The sequence below is a fragment of the Burkholderia sp. EMB26 genome (assembly GCF_024730645.1).
In the GTDB taxonomy this organism is placed as follows: domain Bacteria; phylum Pseudomonadota; class Gammaproteobacteria; order Burkholderiales; family Burkholderiaceae; genus Burkholderia; species Burkholderia cenocepacia.
On record NZ_CP078071.1, the window covers coordinates 2,432,957 to 2,452,433 of the forward strand.

General features: G+C 67.5%; 18 protein-coding genes, 1 pseudogene and 1 riboswitch. Of the genes and pseudogenes, 12 read left to right on the top strand and 7 right to left on the bottom strand.

Annotated features, from left to right (window positions below; translation table 11 throughout):
* Positions 1 to 96: 96 nt before the first annotated feature.
* Positions 97 to 1,173, top strand: coding sequence for a C45 family peptidase (locus KU887_RS27620; RefSeq protein WP_058903569.1), 1,077 nt, complete (start codon positions 97 to 99; stop codon positions 1,171 to 1,173).
* A 64-nt stretch (positions 1,174 to 1,237) separates the two neighbouring features.
* Here the strand turns inward: KU887_RS27620 and KU887_RS27625 are convergent, their stop codons facing one another.
* From KU887_RS27625 to KU887_RS27640, 4 genes and pseudogenes are all read right to left on the bottom strand, one after another.
* A complete protein-coding gene (locus KU887_RS27625) occupies positions 1,238 to 2,629 on the bottom strand; it encodes an MFS transporter (RefSeq protein ID WP_124551043.1) in 1,392 nt (463 codons plus the stop codon).
* A 211-nt stretch (positions 2,630 to 2,840) separates the two neighbouring features.
* Positions 2,841 to 3,239: a hypothetical protein gene (locus KU887_RS27630; RefSeq protein ID WP_175793125.1), complete on the bottom strand. Its 399-nt coding sequence runs from the start codon at positions 3,237 to 3,239 to the stop codon at positions 2,841 to 2,843.
* A pseudogene (locus KU887_RS27635) lies at positions 3,228 to 4,277 on the bottom strand (RNA-guided endonuclease InsQ/TnpB family protein); the annotation flags it as partial. The gene KU887_RS27630 and the pseudogene KU887_RS27635, both read right to left, overlap by 12 nt.
* Before the next feature lie 113 nt (positions 4,278 to 4,390).
* Positions 4,391 to 4,771 (bottom strand): helix-turn-helix domain-containing protein, encoded by a 381-nt coding sequence (locus tag KU887_RS27640; protein WP_062910098.1) that lies wholly within the window; start codon positions 4,769 to 4,771, stop codon positions 4,391 to 4,393.
* A gap of 136 nt (positions 4,772 to 4,907) precedes the next feature.
* Here KU887_RS27640 and gstA point away from each other — a divergent pair, with 136 nt between their 5' ends.
* From gstA to KU887_RS27670, 6 genes are all read left to right on the top strand, one after another.
* The gene (gene gstA, locus KU887_RS27645; RefSeq protein ID WP_212126827.1) at positions 4,908 to 5,540 is read left to right on the top strand and encodes a glutathione transferase GstA; all 633 of its coding nucleotides are present in this window, start codon (positions 4,908 to 4,910) and stop codon (positions 5,538 to 5,540) included.
* A gap of 87 nt (positions 5,541 to 5,627) precedes the next feature.
* Positions 5,628 to 6,014 (top strand): hypothetical protein, encoded by a 387-nt coding sequence (locus KU887_RS27650; protein ID WP_058902679.1) that lies wholly within the window; start codon positions 5,628 to 5,630, stop codon positions 6,012 to 6,014.
* A gap of 91 nt (positions 6,015 to 6,105) precedes the next feature.
* Positions 6,106 to 7,398, top strand: a complete 1,293-nt coding sequence (locus tag KU887_RS27655) for a TolC family protein (RefSeq protein ID WP_058902680.1) — start codon at positions 6,106 to 6,108, stop codon at positions 7,396 to 7,398.
* 11 nt (positions 7,399 to 7,409) lie between these two features.
* Entirely contained in the window at positions 7,410 to 8,945 is a 1,536-nt protein-coding gene (locus KU887_RS27660; protein ID WP_058902681.1) for an efflux RND transporter periplasmic adaptor subunit, read from the top strand.
* Entirely contained in the window at positions 8,942 to 12,148 is a 3,207-nt protein-coding gene (locus KU887_RS27665) for an efflux RND transporter permease subunit (RefSeq protein WP_060267412.1), read from the top strand. The genes KU887_RS27660 and KU887_RS27665 overlap by 4 nt, the downstream gene beginning before the upstream one ends.
* Entirely contained in the window at positions 12,145 to 12,513 is a 369-nt protein-coding gene (locus tag KU887_RS27670) for a copper-binding protein (RefSeq protein ID WP_058902683.1), read from the top strand. Before KU887_RS27665 ends, KU887_RS27670 begins: the two co-directional genes overlap by 4 nt.
* A gap of 95 nt (positions 12,514 to 12,608) precedes the next feature.
* Here KU887_RS27670 and KU887_RS27675 read toward each other — a convergent pair whose 3' ends face one another.
* Positions 12,609 to 13,619, bottom strand: a complete 1,011-nt coding sequence (locus KU887_RS27675) for a sodium:calcium antiporter (RefSeq protein ID WP_258256309.1) — start codon at positions 13,617 to 13,619, stop codon at positions 12,609 to 12,611.
* A gap of 69 nt (positions 13,620 to 13,688) precedes the next feature.
* A riboswitch (yybP-ykoY riboswitch) is annotated at positions 13,689 to 13,856 on the bottom strand.
* Between the two features lie 117 nt (positions 13,857 to 13,973).
* Here KU887_RS27675 and KU887_RS27680 point away from each other — a divergent pair.
* The 4 genes from KU887_RS27680 to KU887_RS27695 all read left to right on the top strand — a co-directional run bounded on the left by KU887_RS27680 (position 13,974) and on the right by KU887_RS27695 (position 16,768).
* Complete coding sequence (locus KU887_RS27680; RefSeq protein WP_006479857.1) at positions 13,974 to 14,249, top strand: metal/formaldehyde-sensitive transcriptional repressor; 276 nt, start codon at positions 13,974 to 13,976, stop codon at positions 14,247 to 14,249.
* Positions 14,250 to 14,261: 12 nt separating this feature from the next.
* The gene (gene dmeF / locus KU887_RS27685; protein ID WP_006484514.1) at positions 14,262 to 15,281 is read left to right on the top strand and encodes a CDF family Co(II)/Ni(II) efflux transporter DmeF; all 1,020 of its coding nucleotides are present in this window, start codon (positions 14,262 to 14,264) and stop codon (positions 15,279 to 15,281) included.
* 2 nt (positions 15,282 to 15,283) lie between these two features.
* Positions 15,284 to 15,469 (top strand): DUF1289 domain-containing protein, encoded by a 186-nt coding sequence (locus KU887_RS27690; RefSeq protein ID WP_006484585.1) that lies wholly within the window; start codon positions 15,284 to 15,286, stop codon positions 15,467 to 15,469.
* Positions 15,470 to 15,559: 90 nt separating this feature from the next.
* Positions 15,560 to 16,768 carry an MFS transporter gene (locus tag KU887_RS27695; RefSeq protein ID WP_258256310.1) on the top strand — a complete coding sequence of 403 codons (1,209 nt, stop codon included), beginning with the start codon at positions 15,560 to 15,562 and terminating at the stop codon, positions 16,766 to 16,768.
* 24 nt (positions 16,769 to 16,792) lie between these two features.
* On the opposite strand, the gene KU887_RS27700 is transcribed toward KU887_RS27695, so the two are convergent.
* Both KU887_RS27700 and KU887_RS27705 read right to left on the bottom strand, forming a co-directional pair.
* The gene (locus KU887_RS27700) at positions 16,793 to 18,202 is read right to left on the bottom strand and encodes a heavy metal sensor histidine kinase (protein ID WP_258256312.1); all 1,410 of its coding nucleotides are present in this window, start codon (positions 18,200 to 18,202) and stop codon (positions 16,793 to 16,795) included.
* Entirely contained in the window at positions 18,199 to 18,870 is a 672-nt protein-coding gene (locus tag KU887_RS27705; RefSeq protein WP_034202840.1) for a heavy metal response regulator transcription factor, read from the bottom strand. The genes KU887_RS27700 and KU887_RS27705 overlap by 4 nt, the downstream gene beginning before the upstream one ends.
* A 233-nt stretch (positions 18,871 to 19,103) precedes the next feature.
* Between KU887_RS27705 and KU887_RS27710 the strand changes: the two genes are divergently transcribed.
* Entirely contained in the window at positions 19,104 to 19,460 is a 357-nt protein-coding gene (locus tag KU887_RS27710) for a hypothetical protein (RefSeq protein ID WP_058902686.1), read from the top strand.
* Positions 19,461 to 19,477 lie beyond the last annotated feature (17 nt).

Consider the following 19,477-nt stretch of genomic DNA (forward strand, 5'->3'; position numbering starts at 1 on the left):
CCGTTCCGACGGCCGGCGCGCGCCGGTTCGTTCGTGGAACGCATCACATGCCGGGCCGCGCGGGCCCGGCGCTCATTCGACACAGGAGGTTTGATCTTGAAGCTGCACACTTTCGCGACCGACATCACCGATCCGCGCGAGCGGGGCCGCCTGATCGGCGCGCGCTTCGCGCCGGCGATCCGCGAGACGGTCGCGCTGTATCTCGCGTTCTTCCCGAAGCTCGGCATCGATCCGCAGCGCGCGCGGGCGATCGGCGAGGCGAGCCTCGCGGCGCTCGACGCATGGTGTCCGCGCCTCGCCGCCGAGGTGGAGGCGACCGCCGACGGCGCCGACCTGCCGCGCTGGCAGCTCGCGTGCCTGAACGCGCGCACCGAGATTCTCGCGACCGCGCCCGCGTCGGCCGAAGGCGAGTGCTCGACGACCGTGTACGCGCCGGCCGGCCCGCATGCGCCGCGCACGCTGCAGACGTGGGACTGGCACGACAGTCTCGCGCCGCAGGGGCTGCTGATGCGGTTCACGACGCCGCAGGGCCGCACCGTCAAGCTGTTCACCGAATTCGGGATGCTCGCGAAGCTCGGCGTGAACGACGCGGGGCTCGGGCTGCACTTCAACATCCTGCATCATGCGAGCGACGACGATGGTGGCGGCGTGCCGGTGCACGCGATCGCGCGACGGCTGCTGGAGGATGCGACGACGGTGCAGGAGGCGATCGAGCTGGCGCGCAGCGCGCGCGTCAGCGCCTCGACGGTGCTGACCGCGTTCACGCGACACGATGCGAACCCGCGCGCGGCGAGCATCGAGCTGAGCCCGTCCGGCGTCGGCGTGGTCGTGCCGCGCCCGGACGGCTGGCTGCTGCATACGAACCACTTCCTCGATCACGCGTTGAGCGGCGGCGAATGCATGCCCGACAGCTCGACCACGCGCGAGCGCTTCGCGCACCTGAACGCGGTCGTGGCGGGGATGACGGACGCCGATGTGCGCGAACGCGCGGCGGCGATGTGCGGTGCGGCCGGCGACGCGGCCGTGGTGTGTTTCCACCCGGATCGGTCGATGCCCGACACCGAGCGCTGGGAAACGCTGCTGACCGTCGGCATCGATACCGACGCGTGCGCGCTCGACTACGTGGCCGGCAATCCGCACGACCTTGCGCGCGACGGGTTCATGCGGTTCTGACGCGACGCGCGGGCGAAGGTCGGCAGGGCGGCACGGCGGCACGCGTGGGCCGCCGTTGTGGCGCTCAGGCGTCGATGCGCTCGACCTTGCCGACGAGCAGCCCGTACGAAAGGCTGCCCGCGAGCGCCATCGCGGCGATGTAGGTGATCGCGTGCGAGAAGTCCGCACCGTCGACCAGCAGCCCGATCACGATCGGCGTCGCGATCGCGGACAGGTTGCCGACCAGGTTGAACACGCCGCCCGTGAGGCCGAGCAGCCGTGCAGGCGCGAGCCCCGACACGAGCGACCACGTGATCGACGCGAAGCCGTTGCCGAAGAATGCGATCGTCATGAACGCGATTACCCAGCCGGTCGAGCTCACGTAGTTCGCGCCGATGATGCAGGTCGAGATCAGCAGCCCCGAGATGATCGGCAGCTTGCGCGCGAAGCCCTGCGATGCGCCGCGCCGCATCAGCCAGTCCGACAGCACGCCCGAGCACAGCACGCCGACGAACGCGGCGAGGAACGGCAGCGACGCGAGGAAGCCCGACTTGATGAAGTCCATCCCGCGATACTTGACGAGGTAGGTCGGGAACCACGTGAGGAAGAACCACAGCGTCGAGTTCAGCGCGAACTGGCCGAGGTAGATGCCCCACAGCTTGCGCCGGCCGAGCACGACGCCGAGGTCGCGCCACGTCGACGGCGCGCGTTCGCTGCGCGCCGCGACGCGGTCCTCCAGATCGACGAGGCCGCCGCCGTCGCGGATCAGCGCGATTTCGGCCGCGTTGACGCCGCGCAACGCGCGCGGCTCGCGATATACCGCGTACCAGATCGCGGCCCACGCGATGCCGGCGAGGCCGGTCGCGACGAACACCATGTGCCAGCCGAGATGCACCTGCAGCCACGCGAGCACCGGCGTGAGGAACGCGAGGCCGACGAACTGGCCCGACGTGTAGCCGCCGATCGCGCTTGCGCGTTCGCGGGTCGGGAACCACGTCGTCACCACGCGGTTGTTGATCGGGTAGGCCGGCGCTTCGAGCGCGCCCACCGCGAGGCGCAGCACGATCAGCCCGACGAACGAACCGGCGAAGCCGAGCAGCAGCGTCGCGGCCGACCACAGTGCGAGCGCGCCCGCATACAGCACGCGCGGCGAGACCTTGTCGACGAGCCAGCCGCCCGGAATCTGCATCAGCGCATAGGTCCAGCCGAACGCGGAGAACACGAGGCCCGCGCGAACCGGATCGATGTTCAGTTCCTTGAACAGCTCGGGCGCCGCGATCGACAGGTTGCTGCGGTCGAGATAGTTGATCACGACGGTGACGAACAGCAGCGCGAGAATCAGCAGCCGCTTGCGGCTCGGCGGCGTGGACGAGGTCGCCGCCGCGGTCGCGCGGGCGGCGGATTCGGATGCGGCGCCGGTGCGCGCGGATGGCCGCTGCGGCGGGTTGGCATGGGTGCGTGACGCGGATTGGGCCACGGTCGTCTCCTGTGTTCTATGCCCCGGCCGGCGCTCGCGAACGAGGCGGCCGAATCGAATGGCGTTGGGGCGAACGTTAGAGCCGTGGCGCGGCGTGCGTCAACATTTGGGCAGGTATCCCCATTAATGGGACGTTTGCCGTTCAATATATGGGAACGTGCCGACAGGCGCGGACCGGCGTCGTCACGAAAGAGCGCAAGCAGGCGAACGGTCAGCCGCCCGTGCTGTCGTCGCGATAGCCGCTCTTGCCGACGAAGATCTCCTTCAACGCAGCGCGCAGCGTGCCCGGATCGTACTGACCGGGCGCGAGATGGATCACGTAACGCGTCTGGCCGTCGAGCCGCGCGGCGATGCCCGGTTCGATCTCGACGTCGATCGTGTCGTCGGTCAGACACACCGACAGATCCTTGACGCGCACGTTGAGCTGGTCGCGCACCATCACTTCGATCCGCGCATCGTCCGGAAAGCGCGACAGCGCGAAGCAATAGTCCTGCTCCGCATCGTGACAGTAGATATTGGCGAAGCTTTCGTCGTCGTCGAGGTCGGACGTGGCCGTGCCGACGGTAGCGTGAAGTTCCTTGACGTCCTCCTCTCCCGAAAGAGAGAGGATTCCCACACCTGGCGATGCACGTCCGCATCGGAGAATGTTCAACGCAGCGTTGGTATCTCGATCATGCTCGACACCACATCTACTGCAGGCCCACTCTCTTATTCTCAGTCCCGCGATACCTTTCGGCCGCGTCGTGCTGTCTTTCGACCCGCACGACGAACAGGACTGGGTAGAACCGCTTTCGTCCACTTCCTCGAACGTGGCTCCGTGCGCGATCGCTTTGTAACGGAGCTTGTTTCGGAAGGACGACCAGGATGCGTCGTAGACGCTCTTCGCCATCCTGGTTCTGGCGAGTTTGACCGCCGACACGTTGCCGACCGCGATGTAATCGAAGCGCCGCACCAGATCGAGCGCGAGCTTGTGCTGGAAGTCGGCGCGGGAGTTCGCGACCTTGGCGTGCAGCTTCGCGATATGCCGCTTGTGCTTGCGTGCTCGCTGCGCTTTCGCCAGCTTCTCCGCCGCGCGCCGACCGAACTGGTCATTGGGCAGCTTCTCTCCGGTCGAAAGTGTGGCGAAGTCTTTCAGGCCGAGATCGATGCCGACGCCGGAACGGATCGGGCGGGCCTGCACATCCGGCATCTCGATCACGATGTTGAGAAACCAGTTGCCGCGTGCATCCTGCGCAAAGTTGGTCCTGTCCTTGATCTTGCCTTCGGGAAGCGGTCGGCTGTTGAACACGCGAAACGTGTTGCCGGCGAAACGGAACGCGTCACCCTCGCGCTTCAGGTCACGGCCCTTCAGCGGCACCCAGCCCAACGATTTCCTGCCGCGATAGCGCAGGTAGGGCCGACGGCGCTGACTGCGCGACTTCGCATATTGCTCGCACGTCGCGTTGACCGTGCCGGAGTGAATACCGAGTTCCTTGCTGCTGCCGGTCGTGAGCACATTCAAGTCGAAACCGGTCGGCCACTTCTTGTTCCACTTCAGCGCGTGCTTCTGTGTGTCGTTGCAGAAGTTCCAGACGTAGTTCACCACACGGCTCTGCTTGTTGAGCAGTCCGTTGAGCGACTTCACCCGGTAGCGATAGACAAGAATCATGTAGGTGATCCTATCCCGTGGAAGAAGCTGTCTGTCAACAGCACGCCTTTCTTCCCCGTCCTGAAGTACGGGGTTTCTCGGAGCAACTGATGAACGTAGTTCCTGCCGAAGGGTTATTTGTGAGCATACATCGTCGTTTCGGTCTCAGCCGCGTTGTCGGGCATCGCGTCGGCCTGCACGTCGCGCGCTTTCAGCCACAGCCCGAATTCGCGCATCACGTCGACCACCGGCCGCAGCCGGTCGCCGTCCGCGGTGAGATCGTACTCGACGCGCACCGGCACTTCCGGATAGACGGTTCGCCGCACGAGCCCCGCGTCTTCCAGCGCACGCAGGTCGAGCGTCAGCATGCGCTGCGAGATGCCCGGCATGTCGCGCCGCAGGTCGCTGAAGCGGCGCGGCCCGTCGAGCAGATACGACACCAGCAGCAGCCGCCAGCGGCCGCCGAGCATGCGCATCGCTTCTTCAACGGAACATCCTGTCGCACTCGTTTTCATCGCGCCGAATCCTGGTCGGTAAATTTTTTGTGACTACGGCACAAACGACTGCCGTCTTCTCAGCCATGCGCCGATGCGAGATATTAGCGTCCGCGTCGCGGCGAATCGATACATGGACCACCCACGAAGGAAACATATGAAGCTCTATCACGCTCCCGGCAGCTGTTCGCAGGCGATCTGCATCGTGCTGCGCGAAGCCGATATCGACGCCGAGATCGTCAAGGTCGATGCGCGCAAGCATGTCGTCGAAGGCGGCCGCGATTACTACGACGTGACCGAACTCGGCTACGTGCCGCTGCTCGAACTCGACGACGGCACGATGCTGCGCGAAGGGCCGGTGATCGCGCAGTATCTCGCGGACCAGCGCCCGGACGCCGCGCTCGCGCCCGCTTACGGCACGCTCGCGCGCTACCGGCTGATGGAATGGCTGAACTTTCTCGGCACCGAGATCCACAAGGGTTTCATCCCGCTGCTGTATGCGGTGCAGGCGGGGAAGTACGTCGAGCCCGTGCGGCAGAAGCTCGACGGCCGCTTCGCATGGATCGACCGCCAGCTCGACGGCAGGACGTTCGTCACCGGCGACACGTTCACCGTCGCCGATGCGTACCTGTTCGCGTTGACCGGCTGGGGCAAGGCCGACTGGATGCGCTCGGTGTACAACGCGGATATCGACCTGAGCCGGCATGCGCATCTGCGTGCGTGGTACGAGCGAGTGCGGGAGCGGCCGGCGGTGCAGGCGGTGCTCGCGGCGGACAAGCTGTTGCGATGACGCGCAGCCGCCGCAGCGGAGAGGGCGCGTCGTTTCGCCGTAGCGACGCCGCGCCATGCCGCAACAGTGCGCGCTATAATCGCCGCCATGAAACTGCTTCGGACCTTCATCCTGCTGCTGCTGTGCGCGGTGCTGCCCATCACGGGGCTGGCAGCCAGCGGCCTGACCGGTGAATGTCCGATGCAGCACACGATGTCGATGGACGCGGACACGGGCATGAACATGGCCATGTCCGCCGAGATGAGCGATTGCGATTCGATGCAGCCGCCATCCGCCGATCACGCGAAGGCCAAAGCCAAGGGCATGGCCTGCAAGGTGACGGCCCAATGCCAGTTCGGCAGTCTCTACCACCCGGCCGCCCGCGCCGACGTCAACCGTCCCGCTGCATTCGCCAGCACGATCGTCTTCCACTACACGCAGTCCGTCCCAGCTCGCGACCCGAACGGGTTGTGGCGCCCGCCACGCATCAACTGATCCCGATTTGACCGGTTCGCCGCGCACGCGGTGAGGTTCGTCCTGCGCGCAGGACGTGGAATCCCTTTGGATTCCGATTTGGGGTTACACCATGTCATTCGTTTTCCGCACGCTGCGCATGCCGCGTGCAGGTCGGCGCGCGCCCGTACCGTGGGCCGCGCTGCTGGTGGCGGGCGCCGTTCACGCGCAACCGTCGCCGCTGACGCTGGACGCCGCGCTGCAGTCCGCCACCGATCGTTCCGCGTCGATGCAGGCCGCGCAGGCTTCCGTGCTCGCGCGTTCCGAAGCGGCCGTCAAGGCCGGCCAGTTGCCGGACCCGATGCTCAAGGCCGGCATCGACAACCTGCCGGTCAACGGCGGGCAGCGCTTCACCGTCGGCCAAGACTTCATGACGATGCGCCGCATCGGCATCGAGCAGGAATGGGTGTCCGGCGACAAGCGGCGGCTGCGTACCGCGCTGGCCGACGAGCAGGTCGGCCGCGAGCGCGCCGGCTATCTCGTGCAGCTCGCGGCCGTGCGCCGGCAGACCGCGACGGCCTGGCTCGATGCCGTCTATGCGAAGCAGGCGCTCGCGCTTCAGCAGGCGCTGCTCGGCCACATGAACCATGAACTCGACGCGACGCAGGCATCGTATCGCGGCGCGAAGGCGAGCGCGGGCGACGTCGTGCAGGCCCGCGCGATGCTCGCGCAGACGCAGGACCAGGTGCTCAAGGCACAGCAGGCGTATCGCACCGCGCTCATCGCGCTGGCCCGCTGGACGGCGGTGCCCGTGATGGACGTGGCCGGTACGCCGCCCGCGCCCGAATCCTTCGTATCGTCGTTGCCGCCGGACGAACTGCGCCTGTCGCAGCCAGCGCTCGTCGCCGCCGCGGACGACATCGCGGTGGCCGAAGCCGACGCCGCGGTCGCGAACAGCGAGCGCAGCCCCAACTGGACGTGGGAAATCGCGTACCAGCAGCGCGGTGGCGCGTATTCGAACATGGTGTCGGTCGGCGTCTCGATTCCGCTGCCGCTCAATCGCAAGAATCGCCAGAACCGCGACGTCGCCGAAAAGGCCGCGCTCGCGACGAAGGCGCGCCTGATGTACGAGGACACGCTGCGCCAGGTACAGGCCGACATCCGCACGCAATCCGACATGCTGGCGAGCGGCCGCGAACGCATCGCGAACCTCAGCGCCGCGCTGTTGCCGGCCGCCGACCAGCGCGTGCAGCTCGCGACGGCGGCGTACCGGGCCGGCACGGGGTCGCTCGCCGACACGTTCGCCGCGCGACGTGCGCAACTCGAAGCGCAATTACAGGTGCTCGATCTCAGGCGCGACGTGTCGCAGACCTGGGCACAGCTCGAATATCAGGTCGTGCCGTCGGCAATGGCCGCCGCGCAGTGAAGGAGACGCTCATGACAAGGCAATCACTGATGCGTGCGGCGCTGATCGCATCCGCCGGCGCGGTGCTCGTCGGCGCTGGCTATTTCGCGGGCGTTCGCCATGCGACGAGCGGCGCGGCGACGACCGCCATGCCCGCCGCTGCGCCGTCGGGCATACCGTCGGGTGTACCGGCTCAGCAGGCCGCACGCAAGGTGCTGTACTGGCACGACCCGATGGTGCCGAACCAGCACTTCGACAAGCCGGGCAAATCGCCGTTCATGGACATGCAGTTGCAGCCGGTCTATGCGGACGAAGGCGGTGGCGCGACAGGCATCCGGATCGATCCGGGCCTGCAGCAGAACCTCGGCATCCGCTATGCGACCGTGCGTCGGCAGCAGACGGCGGCCGGCTTCGACGCGGTGGGCACCACGCAGTTCGACGAAGCGCGCGTGGAGGTCGTGCAGTCGCGCGTCACGGGCTACATCGACCATCTGTATGCACGCGCGCCGATGCAGCGCATCGCGAAGGGTGCGCCGGTCGCATCGCTGTTCGTACCCGACTGGCTCGCGCCGCAGGAGGAATATCTCGCGCTGAAGCGCGGCGGCATGGACGGCAACCTGCTCGATGCGGCGCGCGCACGAATGCGCGCGCTGTCGATTCCGGACGGGATGATCGCGACTCTCGATCGCACCGGCCGCGCCCAGACGCACGTCGTGCTGAGCGCGCCGGAGACGGGCGTCGTCAGTGAGCTGAACGTGCGCGACGGCGCGATGGTCGCGCCCGGCCAGACGCTCGCGAAGATCGCCGGGCTGGCGACGCTGTGGCTGATCGTCGAGGTGCCGGAAGCGCTCGCTTTGAACGTGCGGCCGGGAATGTCGGTCGACGCGACGTTCGCGGGCGATCCGGCCCGGCATTTCAGCGGACGCATCCGCGAAGTGCTGCCCGGCATCAGCACGGGCAGCCGCACGCTGCAGGCGCGCGTGGAGATCGACAACGCATCGCTGAAGCTCACGCCCGGCATGCTGATGCGCGTGCGGGTCGCCGCGAGGGAGACGGTGTCGCGCCTGCTCGTGCCGTCCGAGGCCGTGATCGCGACCGGCCAGCGCACGATCGTCATCGTGAAGCTCGGCGACGGCCGGCTCCAGCCGGTGTCGGTGACGGTCGGCAACGACGTCGGCGGCGACACGGAAGTGCTCGGCGGGCTGAACGAAGGCGATACGGTTGTCGCATCGGGGCAGTTCCTGATCGATTCGGAAGCCAGCCTGAAAAGCGTGCTGCCGCGGCTGGAGCGGGCGGCAGGCGCAAGCTCGGCCGCATCGTCCGCGACGGCAAGCGCGCCGGTGTACGAAACCACCGGCAAGGTGGAGAAGGTCACCGCCGACGACATCACGTTCTCGCATCAGCCGGTGCCGGCGCTCGGCTGGGGCGCGATGACGATGGCGTTCGGCAAGCCGTCGGTGCGCGCGTTTCCGGACGTGAAGCCGGGGCAGACCGTGCGTTTCGCGTTCACGCAGACCGACGACGGCTACCGGCTGACGAAGGTCGAGCCGCAGGGAGGTGAGCGATGATCGCGCGCATCATTCACTGGTCCGTCCATCACCGGTTTCTGGTGCTGCTGGCCACCGTGCTGCTCGCGGCATGGGGCGTGCATTCGCTGCGGCAGACACCGCTCGACGCATTGCCCGACCTGTCGGACACGCAGGTGATCGTGAAGGCGTCGTATCCGGGCAAGGCGCCGCAGGTTGTCGAGGATCAGGTGACCTATCCGCTGACGACGACGCTGCTCGGCGTGCCCGGCGCGAAAACCGTGCGTGCGTACTCGTCGTTCGGCGACGCGTTCGTCTACGTGCTGTTCGACGACCGCACCGATCCGTACTGGGCGCGCTCGCGCGTGCTCGAATACCTGAGCCAGGTGCAGAGCCGCCTGCCGGCGGGCGCGACCGTGTCGCTTGGGCCCGATGCGACCGGTGTCGGCTGGGTATACGAGTACGCGCTCGTCGATCGCACCGGCCGTCACGATCTCGGCCAGTTGCGCGCGCTCAACGACTGGTTCCTGAAGTTCGAACTGAAGGCCGTGCCGGACGTCTCCGAAGTCGCGAGTATCGGCGGCATGGTGCGCCAGTACCAGGTCGTGCTGGACCCGGACAAGCTGCGTGCATACGGCATCACGCAGGCGGCGGTCGCGGAGGCGCTCGGCAAGGCCAACCAGGCCTCCGGCGGCTCGGTCGTCGAGCTGGCCGAGTCGGAGTACATGGTGCGGTCGTCCGGCTACCTGCGCACGCTCGACGATTTCCGTCACGTCGTGCTGCGCACCGACGACACCGGCACGCCGGTCTTGCTCGGCGACGTCGCACGCATCCAGGTCGGCCCGGCGATGCGGCGCGGTATCGCGGAACTGAACGGGCAGGGCGAAGTGACGGGCGGCGTCGTCGTGATGCGCTCGGGCAAGAACGCGTTGACGACGATCGACGCGGTGAAGGCGAAGCTCGCCGACCTCAAGCGTTCGCTGCCTGCCGGCGTCGAGATCGTCACGACCTACGACCGATCGCAACTGATCGCGCGCGCGGTCGACAACCTGACGGACAAGCTGATCGAGGAATTCGTCATCGTCGGTGTCGTCTGCGCGGTATTCCTGTTCCATCTGCGCAGCGCGCTGGTCGCGATCCTGTCGCTGCCGCTCGGCGTATTGGTCGCGTTCATCGTGATGCGCTACCAGGGCGTGAATGCGAACCTGATGTCGCTCGGGGGGATCGCGATCGCGATCGGCGCGATGATCGACGCGGCGATCGTAATGATCGAGAACGCGCACAAGCATCTGGAAGCGTACGACCACGCGCATCCGGGCGAGCCGATCACCGCCGCGCGTCGCTGGGAGCTCGTCGCGGCATCGGCGGCGGAAGTCGGGCCCGCGCTGTTCTTCTCGCTGCTGATCATCACGCTGTCGTTCGTTCCGGTGTTTTCGCTGGAAGGGCAGGAGGGCAAGCTGTTCGCGCCGCTGGCGTTCACGAAGACCTATACGATCGCGGCCGCCGCCGGGTTGTCGGTGACGCTGGTGCCGGTGCTGATGGGCTATCTGGTGCGCGGCCGCATTCCGCACGAGCACGCGAACCCGATCAATCGCGTGCTGATCCGCCTGTACCGGCCGCTGCTCGAAGCGACGTTGCGGCGCCCGTGGGCCGCGATCGGCGTGGCAGTCGTCGCGCTCGTGCTGACGGCCGTGCCGTTGTCGCGGCTCGGTGGCGAATTCATGCCGCCGCTCGACGAAGGCGACTTGCTGTACATGCCGACCGCGCTGCCGGGCATCTCGGCGGACAAGGCGAGCGAACTGCTGCAGCAGACCGACCGGCTGATCAAGACCGTGCCCGAGGTCGACACGGTGTTCGGCAAGTCGGGTCGCGCCGATACCGCGACCGACCCCGCGCCGCTCGAGATGTTCGAGACGACGATCCGCTTCAAGCCGCGCAGTACATGGCGGCCGGGCATGACGCCGGAGAAGCTCGTCGACGAACTCGACCGGACGGTGAGGGTGCCGGGCCTGTCGAACGTATGGGTGCCGCCGATCCGCAACCGGCTCGACATGCTGTCCACCGGGATCAAGACGCCGGTCGGCGTGAAGATTTCCGGGCCGGACCTGACGGGAATCGACGCGATCGCGACGCAGGTCGAGGCCGCCGTGAAGCGCGTGCCGGGCGTGACGTCCGCGCTCGCGGAGCGGCTGAACGGCGGCCGCTACGTCGACGTCGACATCGATCGGCTCGCCGCCGCGCGTTACGGGCTGTCGGTGGCGGATATCCAGTCGGTCGTGTCGTCGGCGATCGGCGGCGAGGACGTCGGCGAAGTGATCGCCGGGCGCGAGCGTTTCCCGATCAACATCCGCTATCCACGCGAGATCCGCGATTCGCTCGACAACTTGCGGCAACTGCCGGTCGTCACCGCGCGCGGCGCGCAGATTCGCCTCGGCGACGTCGCGCGTGTCGCGATCGCCGACGGGCCGCCGATGATCCGCAGCGAGAACGCACGGCTGTCCGGCTACGTGTACGTCGATCTCCGCGGTGTCGACCTCAGCACGGCGGTTCGTGCGATGCAGCAGGCCGTCGCGCGGCAGGTCGCGTTGCCGCCCGGCTATTCGATCGCGTGGTCGGGACAGTTCGAGTATCTCGAACGCGCGGCGGCGACGTTGCGTACCGTCGTGCCCGTCACGCTCGTCGTGATCTTCGTGCTGCTGTTCGTCACGTTCGATTCGGCGGCCGACGCGTTGCTGCTGATGTCGACGGTGCCGTTCGCGCTGGTCGGCGGATTCTGGCTCGTATGGGCGCTCGGCCATGCGGTGTCCGTCGCGACGTCGGTCGGGTTCATCGCACTGGCGGGCGTGGCGGCCGAATTCGGCGTGGTGATGCTGCTGTACCTGAAGGGCGCGCTGCAGCGCCGGCTCGATGCCGGCGAACCGCTGACCGATGCGTTGCTGCTCGACGCGATTCGCGAAGGCGCGGTGCTGCGCGTGCGGCCGAAGGCGATGACGGTCGCCGTCGTGCTCGCCGGCCTCGTGCCGATCATGATCGGCCACGGCGCCGGTTCCGAAGTCATGCAGCGCATCGCCGCGCCGATGGTCGGCGGCATGGTCACGGCGCCGCTGCTGTCGATGTTCGTCATTCCCGCCGCGTGGCTTCTGCTGCAGCGCCGTCGTGCGCGAAGCGCGGGCCGAGCGCGGCATTCCGAGGCAGTTCCTTCCGGCACGAACGTGCCATCCCTTCCCACCGGAGAATCACGATGAAGATGAATCAATTGATCGCTGCTGCAACCGCTGTCGTCGCGCTGAGTGCTTTCGCGGTACCGGCGCTTGCCGCCGGCGAGATGTCGAACATGGACATGTCCGGCATGAAGATGTCGTCGGACGGCGCGGCGGAATCGAACGCCGCGCTGACCGACGCCGAAGTGAAGAAGGTCGATGCCGCGAGCGGCAAGATCACGTTGAAGCACGGCGCGCTGCAGAACGTCGGGATGCCGCCGATGACGATGGCGTTCAAGGCGAAGGATGCGGCGATGCTCGCGCAAGCGCATGCGGGCGACCAGGTCAAGGTGCGGATCGAGAAGGTCGACGGCACGTTGACGATCGTCAAACTCGTCAAGGGTTCCTGATCGGCGGGATGCGGGCGTCGCAGCCGCCGCCCGCATCCGGCGCCGTGAAGCGCGCCGCGCCGACGTGTTGGTCGGCCGGCGCGCCCGACCGGCGTTTAGCGCGCCAGCGTCACCGCCAGATACCCCACATAACCCGCGCCGTTCGCGAGCAACGCCCAGATCGCGAGCCCGCGCGTGCGCGCATTGATGCGCAGCCAGGCCGCTGCCGCGAGCGTGATGATCACGCCGGTCAGCACTTCGGGGCGCGGCTCCCACGGCGTCAGCATGATGCCGATCGCCGGCAGCAGCGTGCCCTGGAACACCATCGCGCCGGTGATGTTGCCGAACGCGAGCGTGTCCTTCCGGCGGCGGATCCACAGCACGCTGTTGACCTTCTCCGGCAGTTCCGTCGCGATCGGCACGATGATCAGCGACAGCAGCAGCGCCGACACGCCGAGCACGTGCGACACGCCTTCCACGCCGTGAATGAAGCCCTTCGCCCCGCCCACCAGCAGCGCGACGCCGATCAGCAGTTGCAGCACGATCGTCGCCAGGTTGGTCGGCAGGCCGATGCGCGACAGGAACATCGCGTGCGGCGCCTCCGTGCCGTGCCCGGCATCGACGAGCCCGGTCGATGCACGGAACGTCACCACGACGTACATCACGTAGAGCCCGACCAGCATCGCGGCGAGCAGCGCGCGCATGGCCCAGTTGTGATGCGGAACGAACATCGCGACGGTCGCCAGCGAGAACGCGGCGAGGAACGTGTTCATGTCGCGCACGAAGCCGGTGCGTTCCGGCGTGATCGTGCCGCGCAGCCCGCGCGTGCGGATCACGGCGAGCGTCATCAGGAACGTGGTGAGCGTCGCGAGCATCAGCGGCGCGCCGAGAATCGCGCCGACGCCGATCTCCTCGTTCACGGCCTGGTTCGACGTGCCGCCGGCCAGCGCGAGCAGCGGCACCATCGTTTCGGGCAGCGCGGTGCCGACGGCCGCGAACAGCGAGCCGGTCACGCCTTCGGAAATCTTCAGGCGTTCGCCGAGATGTTCGAGCGCATTGGTGAAGACTTCGGCCGCGACGAGGATCACGACCAGCATGAACGCCAGTTCGACAAACATGAAGGTCATGCGGCACCTCCGCAGGCAGCGGTGGCGTGGGCAAGGCGAGCAGGGAGGAACATGGGGACTCCGTGGTCGGACGCTGACGAACCATGACACATCCGCCGACGTCCGACCAGGAACGACGCGATGTGCCGATGGTCTCGCCAAGCCGATCAGGCCGAACGCGCCACGGCCGCAGGCCGAGTGTGTTGACGCGTTCGCTTTCCGGGGGCGGAAAGCAGGCTACTCCCCAAAGACGGAGAGCAGTCTAGCCGAGCGGTTTTCTTTCGACAAGCCTTCGTCTCGAAAAAAATATACCCCTCCACCCTATAGGGGCAGCCTTCCGGAGATATACTCCCCTACCCTATACAGGAGCCATCGATGAGTCATACCGTCCGCGAGAAACAGAAGCTGCTGAACCGCGTGCGCCGTATCAAGGGACAGGTGGAAGCGATCGAGCGGGCGCTGGAAGAAGAGCGCGGCTGCAACGACGTGCTGCAACTGATCACGAGCTGCCGCGGCGCGATGAACGGCCTGCTGGCCGTCGTGCTGGAAGACCACATCCGGTCGCATCTCGTCGATGCGGACACGCCCGATGCGCACGAGGGCAGCGCGACCGAGCAGCTGATCGAGGTCGTGCACAGCTATTTCAAGTAACCGGATGCAAACATGAACGAATTCGACGGCGCGGCGGCGGGCGGCGCGCACAGCCACGCATTTCTGGGCGCCGCACACGCGCGCAACGAGCGGAAGACGTGGATGGTCATCGGCCTGTGTACGGCGATGATGATCGCCGAGATCGTCGGCGGCACGCTGTTCGGCTCGCTCGCGCTGGTCGCCGACGGGCTGCACATGTCGACGCACGCGGGCGCGATGCTGATCGCCGCGCTGGCCTATACCTATGCGCGCCGGCATGCCGACGATCCGCGTTTCGTGTTCGGCACCGGCAAGCTCGGCGACCTCGCCGGTTTCACGAGCGCGATCGTGCTGGCGATGATCGCGGTGCTGATCGGCTATGAGGCGATCGCGCGCCTGCTGGCGCCGGTGCCGATTCACTTCGGCGAAGCGATTCCGATTGCGGTGCTGGGGCTTGCCGTGAACCTCGCGAGCGTGTGGCTGCTCAGCGGCGACCACCATCACGGGCATGGTCACGGCCATCACCATGCGCACGGGCACGACCGCCACGATGACCATGATCATGACCACGACGACGCGCACCACGCGCATCATGCTCACGGTTCGCACTCGGCCGCGCATCACGACCACAACATCCGGTCGGCCTACGTTCACGTGATCGCCGACGCGGCCGTATCGGTGCTGGCGATCGTCGGCCTGCTGCTCGCGCGCGCGTTCGGATGGGTCTGGATGGACCCGCTCGCGGGCATCGTCGGCGCGCTGGTGATCGCCAACTGGGCGTACGGGCTGATGCGCGATACGGGCAGGATCCTGCTCGACGTCAACGTCGATCGCAAGCTGACGGACAACGTTCGCCGTGCGATCGAGGCGCTCGGCGACACGGTCAACGATCTCCATGTGTGGCGCGTGGGCCCCGGGCACATGAGCGCGATCGTGTCGGTCGAATCGGCCGACACCGCGCGCGATGCACGTTTCTACCATGCGCTGGTCGCGGGCTTCGACGGCGTGTCGCACGTGACCGTCGAAGTGCTGACGCCCGCGAAGGCGGCCTGATCGTGGCCGTGAAATCGCCGTGTATCGAGCTGTGCGCGTTCGACGGCCGCACGGGCTTTTGCGTCGGCTGCCTGCGCACCCGCGACGAGGCGCGCGACTGGAAGAAACTGACCGACCATCGCCGGCACCAGATCCTCAACGACCGCACGCGCCGGCAGGCGAAACTTCGGCGCGATACGGCGGAATAGCGGGCGCGCACGCACGGCGTGCGGTCGTGTCATGGGACTGCAGTAGCATCACAGGCATTCGACATCTGGATTCCTGAACCGGAGCGACCCATGCAGACCGACTCATCGACCGGCATTCTTCGGCAGATTCCACGCAGCGTGTGGGTGCTCGGCTGTGTCAGCCTGCTGATGGACGTGTCGTCCGAAATCATCCACAGCCTGTTGCCGATGTTCCTGATGGCGGGGCTCGGCGCGAGCGCGACGACGATCGGCCTGATCGAGGGGATCGCCGAGGCGACGTCGCCGGTCGTCAAGGTGTTCTCCGGCACATTGAGCGACTATCTGCGCAATCGCAAATGGCTCGCGGTGACCGGCTACGCGCTCGGCGCGCTCAGCAAGCCCCTGTTCGCGATCGCGCCGACGATCGGCGTCGTGGTGACCGCACGCATCGTCGACCGCGTCGGCAAGGGGATTCGCGGCGCGCCGCGCGATGCGCTCGTCGCCGACGTCACGCCCGTTCACCTGCGCGGCGCCGCGTACGGGTTGCGCCAGTCGCTCGATACGGTCGGCGCGTTCCTCGGGCCGCTGCTGGCCGTCGTCATCATGCTGGTGTGGCGCGACGATTTCCGCCTCGCGTTCTGGCTGGCCGTGATCCCGGGCGTGCTCGCCGTGGCGCTGCTCGCGTTCGGCATCGACGAACCGGCGCGTGCGCCGGGCGAGCCGCGCGTCAATCCGATCCGCCGCGAGGTCGTCGCGCAACTCGGCGCCCGCTACTGGTGGGTCGTGGCCGTCGGCGGCGTGTTCGCGCTCGCGCGTTTCAGCGAGGCGTTCCTGGTGCTGCGCGCGATGGGCAGCGGCGTGCCCGTCGCGCTCGTGCCGCTCGTGATGGTCGCGATGAACGTCGTGTACGCGTTGTCCGCTTATCCGTTCGGCAAGCTCGCCGATACGACGAGCCACACGACATTGATGGTGGTCGGGCTCGTCATGCTGATCGCCGCCGATATCGTGTTGGCGCACGGCGCGCACTGGCCGGCCGTGCTCGTCGGCGTCGCGCTGTGGGGGCTCCATATGGGCATGACGCAAGGGCTGCTCGCGACGATGGTCGCGCATGCCGCGCCGGCCGAATTGAGAGGGACGGCGTTCGGCGTGTTCAACCTGATCAGCGGCATCGTGACGCTCGTATCGAGCGTCGTCGCGGGCTTCCTGTGGGACCGGGCCGGTGCTGCTGCCACGTTCTACGCGGGGGCGGTGTTCAGCGCGGCGACCATCGCGCTGCTCGTGTGCGTTCGCACGTCGTTCGGCACGGTGCAGGATCGCTAGCCGCACGACGCGGCGGCGCACGCGCTAACGATCGGCGCCGCGCGGAAAATAAAGCGCGAACGTCGTGCGCCCGTCGCGGCTCGCGATTTCCACCTTGCCGCGATGCAGCTCCATGATCGACTTCACGATCGCGAGCCCGAGCCCCGCGTTGCGCGCCGCGCCGTGCCGCGACGAATCGATCCGGTAGAAGCGCTCGAAGATCCGCTCGACCTGTTCGGGCGGAATTGGGACGCCGCGATTCGTGACTTCGACGACGGCGTAGCTGCCTTGTACGGACACGGCCAGCTCGATCGTCGACGCGGCTTGCGCGTGTTCGAGCGCATTCGACGCGAGGTTGCTCACCGCACGCCGGAACAGCGTCGCGTCCGCGACAACCGGCGCTTCGCCATGCACGTCGATGCGCACGCCGGCCTCGTCGGCCAACGCCTGGAAATACGACGCGAGCCGGCGCAGTTCGCTGCCCGCGTCCAGTTCGGCGGTCTTCAGGTGCTGCCGCGCATTGTCGGTGCGCGCGAGAAACAGCATGTTCTCGATCATCCGCTGCAGCCGTTCGCATTCCTCGATGTTCGATTCGATCAGCGCTTCGTATTCGTCGACGGTGCGGGCGCGCGACAGCGTGATCTGCGACGAGCTGATCACGTTCGCGAGCGGCGTGCGCATGTCGTGCGCGAGATCGGACGAGAACTGCGACAGCCGCACGAACGCGCGTTCGACGCGGTCGAGCATCCGGTTCACCGACGTGGCGAACTCGCGCAATTCGACCGGGCCGCCGCGCGCGTCGAGGCGTGCGTTCAGGTTGTGCGCCTCGATGCGCGACGTCTGCCGGCCGAGGCTTTCGACCGGGCGCAGGCCGCGCGACGCGACCGCGTAGCCGAGCGCGCCGACCAGCAGCGCGCCGACGGCCGCCGCGAGCCAGATGTCGACGCGATAGCTTTCGAGCAGCGACTGCCGATCGGTCGCGGTGCGCGCGAGCGCGACCTCGATCGCTTCGCCGGACGGCAGCGTTTCGCGCGCGTACACGCAGCGCGACGTGCCGATGCCGGGCGGCGCGCACGTGAACGGCCCATCGGCGCTGCCAGCCGGATGCGGCGCCGAGATCACCGATGCGAGCGTGTTGCCGGCTTCGTCGGAATGCTCGACGAGCGGCTGGTGTCGCGCATCGTAGATGCCGAGATAGACGCCCGGATGTGACAGCAGCACGTCATGGAACACGGCCGGGTCGGCGCGCAGCGCGGCCGTCGAGCCGCTGGCGCGTGCCAGTTGCAGGAACTGGTTGAGCTTGGCGGAGATCTCGATGTCGTCGCGCCGCGTCAGTTCGGCGGACAGCGAACGATAGAGATACGCGCCGGTCAGCGCGAACACGAGCGCCGCGACGGCGGCGAACGCGAGCGTCAGGCGCCGCAGCAGCGAATACGACGCGGGGCGCGCGGTCACGAACGATCCTCGAGCACGTAGCCCATGCCGCGGATCGTGTGGATCAGCTTCTTCTCGTAAGCGTTGTCGATCTTCGCGCGCAGGCGCTTGATCGCCGCATCGACGACGTTCGTGTCGCTGTCGAAATTCATGTCCCAGATCTGCGACGTGATGAAGGTGCGCGTCAGCACCTCGCCTTCGCGTTCCGCGAGCAGCTGCAGCAGCGCGAATTCCTGTGCGGTCAGGTCGATGCGGGCGTCGGCGCGCCGCACGCGGCGCTTGAGCAGGTCGATTTCCAGATCGGCGACGTGCAGGACGTCGCGCACGTTGCGCGGCGCGCGCCGCAGCAGCGAGCGGATACGGGCGAGGAATTCGGCATACGCGAACGGCTTGAGCAGGTAATCGTCGGCGCCGAGTTCGAGCCCGGCGACCTTGTCCTCGATCGCGTCGCGGGCCGTGAGCAGCAGCACGGGCGTCTGCTTCTGCGCACGCAGCCGCCTGAGCACCTCGAAGCCGTCGAGCTCGGGCAGCATCACGTCGAGCACGACCAGGTCGAAATCCTCGTGCAATGCGAGGAACAGCCCGTCCTTGCCGTTTTCCGCGACGTCGACCGTGTAGCTCGCCTCCGTCAGGCCCTTCCGCAGGTAGGACGCCATCTTGGGTTCGTCTTCGACTATCAGTATCCGCATGGTGAGGCAGGCTGTCCGTGATTCCAGCCGGTCAGTGTAACGCCGGAGCGTACGGTGTCGCGCGTGCGCGCAGGATGACCGGCGGATGACGGAATTGTCATGAAAAGCCGGTCATGTTTCGGCCATGCCGTCGTCACCGCGGCGGCGATAAGCTGCGACCGTCTTGTCCCCGGAGCGCGCCGTCGCGGCGCCGCGATGGCCCGAACGATCGCTGTCTGCCCGATTTCGCATCCATGTCGTACTGGCGCACATTCCTCGTCGTCGTGTTGCTCGCGCTGAGCCTGCCGATCCAGTCGTCCGCGGCTGTTTCGATGCAGTGCGCGAGCGTCGCCGCGCCGCATGAGGAGAAGGCGTCGCACGCGATGCCGGCCGCGCAGGATGGTCATGCCGATCACGGCGACCACGCGCGGCATGCGTCGTCGTGTGTCGCGTGCGTGTCGTGCTGCTTCGGCACGGGCATGTCGGGGGCGCCTGCGGTGCCGGCCGCGGCGAGCGGCGGCGTCACGATCGTCGCGCCGCCGCCTTCGGCTGCGGACGTGTCGTTCCTGACCGGCGGCATCGACCGGCCGCCGCGTCGGATGCCCGCCTAGTCCCTGCCCGTGGCCGA